Annotated in this window: 5 protein-coding genes; 4 read left to right on the forward strand and 1 reads right to left on the reverse strand. The window is 65.8% G+C overall.

Going from position 1 to position 3535, the window contains the following annotated elements; all coding sequences use genetic code 11:
- Positions 1 to 140 precede the first annotated feature (140 nt).
- Both RH857_RS13200 and RH857_RS13205 read left to right on the forward strand, forming a co-directional pair.
- Entirely contained in the window at positions 141 to 239 is a 99-nt protein-coding gene (locus RH857_RS13200) for a 30S ribosomal protein bS22 (protein WP_081652675.1), read from the forward strand.
- A gap of 65 nt (positions 240 to 304) precedes the next feature.
- Positions 305 to 586: a glutaredoxin family protein gene (locus RH857_RS13205; RefSeq protein ID WP_310538442.1), complete on the forward strand. Its 282-nt coding sequence runs from the start codon at positions 305 to 307 to the stop codon at positions 584 to 586.
- Positions 587 to 683: 97 nt separating this feature from the next.
- Here the strand turns inward: RH857_RS13205 and RH857_RS13210 are convergent, their stop codons facing one another.
- Positions 684 to 1313: a hypothetical protein gene (locus RH857_RS13210; RefSeq protein ID WP_310538443.1), complete on the reverse strand. Its 630-nt coding sequence runs from the start codon at positions 1311 to 1313 to the stop codon at positions 684 to 686.
- A 207-nt stretch (positions 1314 to 1520) separates the two neighbouring features.
- Here RH857_RS13210 and RH857_RS13215 point away from each other — a divergent pair, with 207 nt between their 5' ends.
- Positions 1521 to 2015, forward strand: coding sequence for a CarD family transcriptional regulator (locus RH857_RS13215; RefSeq protein WP_310538444.1), 495 nt, complete (start codon positions 1521 to 1523; stop codon positions 2013 to 2015).
- 30 nt (positions 2016 to 2045) lie between these two features.
- Positions 2046 to 3488, forward strand: coding sequence for a 2-C-methyl-D-erythritol 2,4-cyclodiphosphate synthase (gene ispF / locus RH857_RS13220; RefSeq protein WP_310538445.1), 1443 nt, complete (start codon positions 2046 to 2048; stop codon positions 3486 to 3488).
- Positions 3489 to 3535: the final 47 nt, after the last annotated feature.

Genomic DNA, 3535 nt, shown 5'->3' on the forward strand with positions numbered 1-3535 from the left:
CGGAACACCGCTTACAACTACGCAGACCACCGCTTCCAACTCCGGCTATCCGCCACTTATCGGTACACTGTTCCGAGACCTTTTTGGCCTAGGGACGCTTGCGTGTCCCGCACCCCGACAGACAAAGGACGTATTGCCCTATGGGTTCAGTCATCAAGAAGCGCCGCAAGCGCATGGCGAAGAAGAAGCACCGCAAGCGTCTGCGGAAGACCCGCCACCAGCGGCGCAACAAGAAGTAGACACTTCACGGCAGAGACCCCGGCTCATCGCAGACCGGGGTCTTGCTGTATCCCCAGGAGAATCGATGACAGAGACCCCCGTCGTACCCGACTCCGCCCAGCCCACCGTGGAGGTTCTCACCAAAGAGGGCTGCCACCTGTGCGAAGAGGCCATGGCCGTGACCGCCCAGGCGTGCGCCGAGTACGGGCTGACCCCCCAGCAGATCGACATTACGCACGACGACGCCCGCATGGCTCAGCACGCCGAGGAGATTCCCGTTCTTCTCATCAACGGCAGGGTCCGTGATTTCTGGCGCTTCGACCCCCAGCGGCTGCGGCGTCTGCTCGCAGAAGCCGTGCAGGGCTGAGCCGAACCTCAGGTCAGGCCTTCTTCTGGCGCAAGACGACTGGAGCCCGGCCCCATGATGAGGGCCGGGCTCCAGTCGTGGGGAACCTGAGAAGAGCTCAGTGCCCGCCGCTCTCGGGGTCGTAGTGAGCCGCGCCGCCGCCCCAGGTGTCGGGGCCGTGCTCCAGGTGCTCGGTCATGGAGTCGAGGGTTTCATCGTCGGCATCGGGGACCAGTGCGCGGTACTCGGCGAGACCGCCGTCGAGCACGGGGGCGGCCAGCGGAATCTCCTCGCCGCCGTCGCGCTCCTTGGTCAGCTGCTCACCGTTGACGGTGATCTCCAGCTCCTGCATGGTGCCGGGTGCGGCGCCGATCGCAGGCACCACGAACTCCTCGTCGTGCTCCAGGGAGACGGACTCACCGGGTTCCAGAGTCAGGGAGAACGTCTCACCCTCCACCGAGATCTCAATCTCAGCGTCTTCGGCGGTGCTGTCAATGCCCTGCAGGTTGTGCGGCACGCCGTTGCTGATGGAACCGATCAGGCGCGCGGGGGCGCCCTCCTCGGCGGCGACGAACGCGATGTGGCGGAACTTCACATCACCCATGCCCTCGCCGGTCTCAAACCGCACACCGTCAGAGGCGGAGTACTGGTGAGTGGTGGCCTGGTAGTTGATGGCGCTGCAGCCGGTGGCCAGCAGCCCAGCCGCTACGAGGGTTGCCGCGGCTGCGCGGCGGGGGGCGAACTTCACGGTGGGAGTCTCCTCACGCTGTCCTTGGGCGAGCTTGATCTAGGGTCCAGATTACTTCATCAGGAGGTCGCCTGCCCTACTTTTCTACATTGTGTAGTAGAAAATGTGAAGCGGCGTAGCTTATTCCGCTCTCCGGCCAACCCTCGCGCGACACGCCGATATGTGAGCTGCGTGATAAACTGGTCTGCGGGAAAGGGGAATAACTACATGAATTTTGAAGTCGGCGAGACAGTTGTATACCCGCACCACGGTGCAGCCACCATCGAAGAGGTGGAGATGCGCACCTTCAAAGGTGAAGAGAAGACTTACCTGACGCTGCGCGTGTCTGAGGGCGACCTGACGATCAAGGTCCCCGCTGAGAACGTTGACCTGGTGGGCGTTCGTGACGTTGTGGACGAGGAAGGCCTGGATCACGTGTTCAGCCTGCTTCGTGCAGAGCACACCGAGGAGCCCACCAACTGGTCCCGCCGCTACAAGGCGAACGTGGAGAAGCTGGCCTCCGGCTCCATCAACAAGCTGGCCGAAGTGGTCCGCGACCTGTGGCGTCGTGAGAACGACCGCGGGCTCTCCGCCGGTGAGAAGCGCATGCTCTCCCAGGCCCGCCGCATCCTCGTCTCGGAGCTGCGTCTGGCCAAGGAGCTTGAGGAAGCAGACGCCGAGAAGCTGCTGGACCAGGTGCTGGAAGAGGTCCCGAAGGCCTGATTAGCCCGCTGCCTGCGTAGAATTTCATACATGACCCAGCGCTTCATGACACCAAAGCGCGTCATGACACAACGCCCGGATGCCGTGGGGGAGACCCCGCAGCACCGGGCGTTTGTCATGGTGGCGGCAGGCTCCGGCACCCGGCTGGGTTACGGAATCCCCAAAGCGGCGGTGCTTCTTGAGGGCCGCAGTCTGCTCGACCACGCCCTCGATGCACTGACCGGGAGTCCGGAGGGGGGACGGGACCGCGGCATCGCGCGCCCCGGACAGGACCTTGTGATCCTGGTTCTGCCTGCTGAGCCCGACGCCGCTGATTTGACGACGCAGGAGCGTGCCGCGCACGAGAGGTTGACCTCGGCGGTGCCCCGACTGCGCGGTGCCGGACTCGCGGTGTTGACGGCGAGGGGCGGCACTACGCGCAGCGCCTCAGTGCGTGCCGGCGTGGAACGAGTCAGCGAGCACGCGGCGCGAGAAGGGTGGCAGCATGAGGGCACTGCGGTGCTCATTCACGACGCCGCCAGGCCGTTGACTCCACCGGAGGTGTTCCTGCGGGTGGCCGAGGCAGTGGCCGCCGGAGCTCCCGCCGTCGTGCCGGCGGTGCCCGTCTCAGACACCATCAAGCACGTCAGACCGTCCGGCCCGTCTGAAGGCCCCGCAGCGGCGGAGAGAGTGCAGTCGACCCCCGCACGTTCGCAGCTGCGAGCCGTCCAGACTCCCCAGGGATTCAGTCTCGCGTTCCTCACGGCGGCCTTCGAGCACATCCAGGACCTCCCCGATGCTGAGGCTGAGAAACTCACTGATGAGGCGATGATCGCAGAGGACCTCGGAACGCCGGTCAGCGTGGTACCGGGACATACGCGGGCGCTCAAGGTTACGACGGAGACGGACCTCATCACGGCGCGCGCCCTGCTGCAGCATGAGGAGACCACCATGAGTGCCCATCACGAGACCACTTCCCCGCATCACCGCGACCGCAGCGGGCTCCCGCGGGTGGGCATCGGCCACGATATTCACGCCTTCGCCCCCGCGGATCAGCCCACCGAGCTGTGGCTGGCGGGGCTGCACTGGCCGGACCATCAGGGTCTGGCCGGCCATTCCGACGGCGACGCCGTGGCGCATGCCTGCTGCGCGGCACTCTTCTCCGCGGCCGGTCTGGGGGACCTGGGTACTCACTTCGGAGCCGACACCATCGGGACTGCACGCGACGACGTCGCCGGTGCCTCCGGGGTCGCACTGCTGAGTGAAGCGGCCAGCATTGTGCGGGAGGCCGGGTTCGAGATCGGCAACATTTCAGCCCAGTTTGTGGGACGGCGCCCCAAGTTCGCCCCGCGCAGGTCCGAAGCAGAGCAGGTGCTCAGTGCCGCTGCAGGGGCCCCGGTGTCCGTGAGCGCCACGACCTCAGACGGGCTCGGCTTTACCGGTCGCAGTGAGGGCATCGCCGCTACGGCGACCGCTCTCGTCTACCCCGTCTGACCTGCGCGCGCCGTTGGGACCAGCGCTTCAGGTGTGAAGCCCGCGAC

This window comes from Nesterenkonia flava, from assembly GCF_031432335.1.
GTDB classification, from domain to species: domain Bacteria; phylum Actinomycetota; class Actinomycetes; order Actinomycetales; family Micrococcaceae; genus Nesterenkonia; species Nesterenkonia flava.

Bases quoted from the DNA above. Each gene is read 5' to 3' on its own strand.
- RH857_RS13200 (WP_081652675.1), top strand. From the start codon at position 141: ATGGGTTCAGTCATCAAGAAGCGCCGCAAGCGCATGGCGAAGAAGAAG.
- RH857_RS13205 (WP_310538442.1), top strand. From the start codon at position 305: ATGACAGAGACCCCCGTCGTACCCGACTCCGCCCAGCCCACCGTGGAG.
- RH857_RS13215 (WP_310538444.1), top strand. From the start codon at position 1,521: ATGAATTTTGAAGTCGGCGAGACAGTTGTATACCCGCACCACGGTGCA.
- ispF (WP_310538445.1), top strand. From the start codon at position 2,046: ATGACCCAGCGCTTCATGACACCAAAGCGCGTCATGACACAACGCCCG.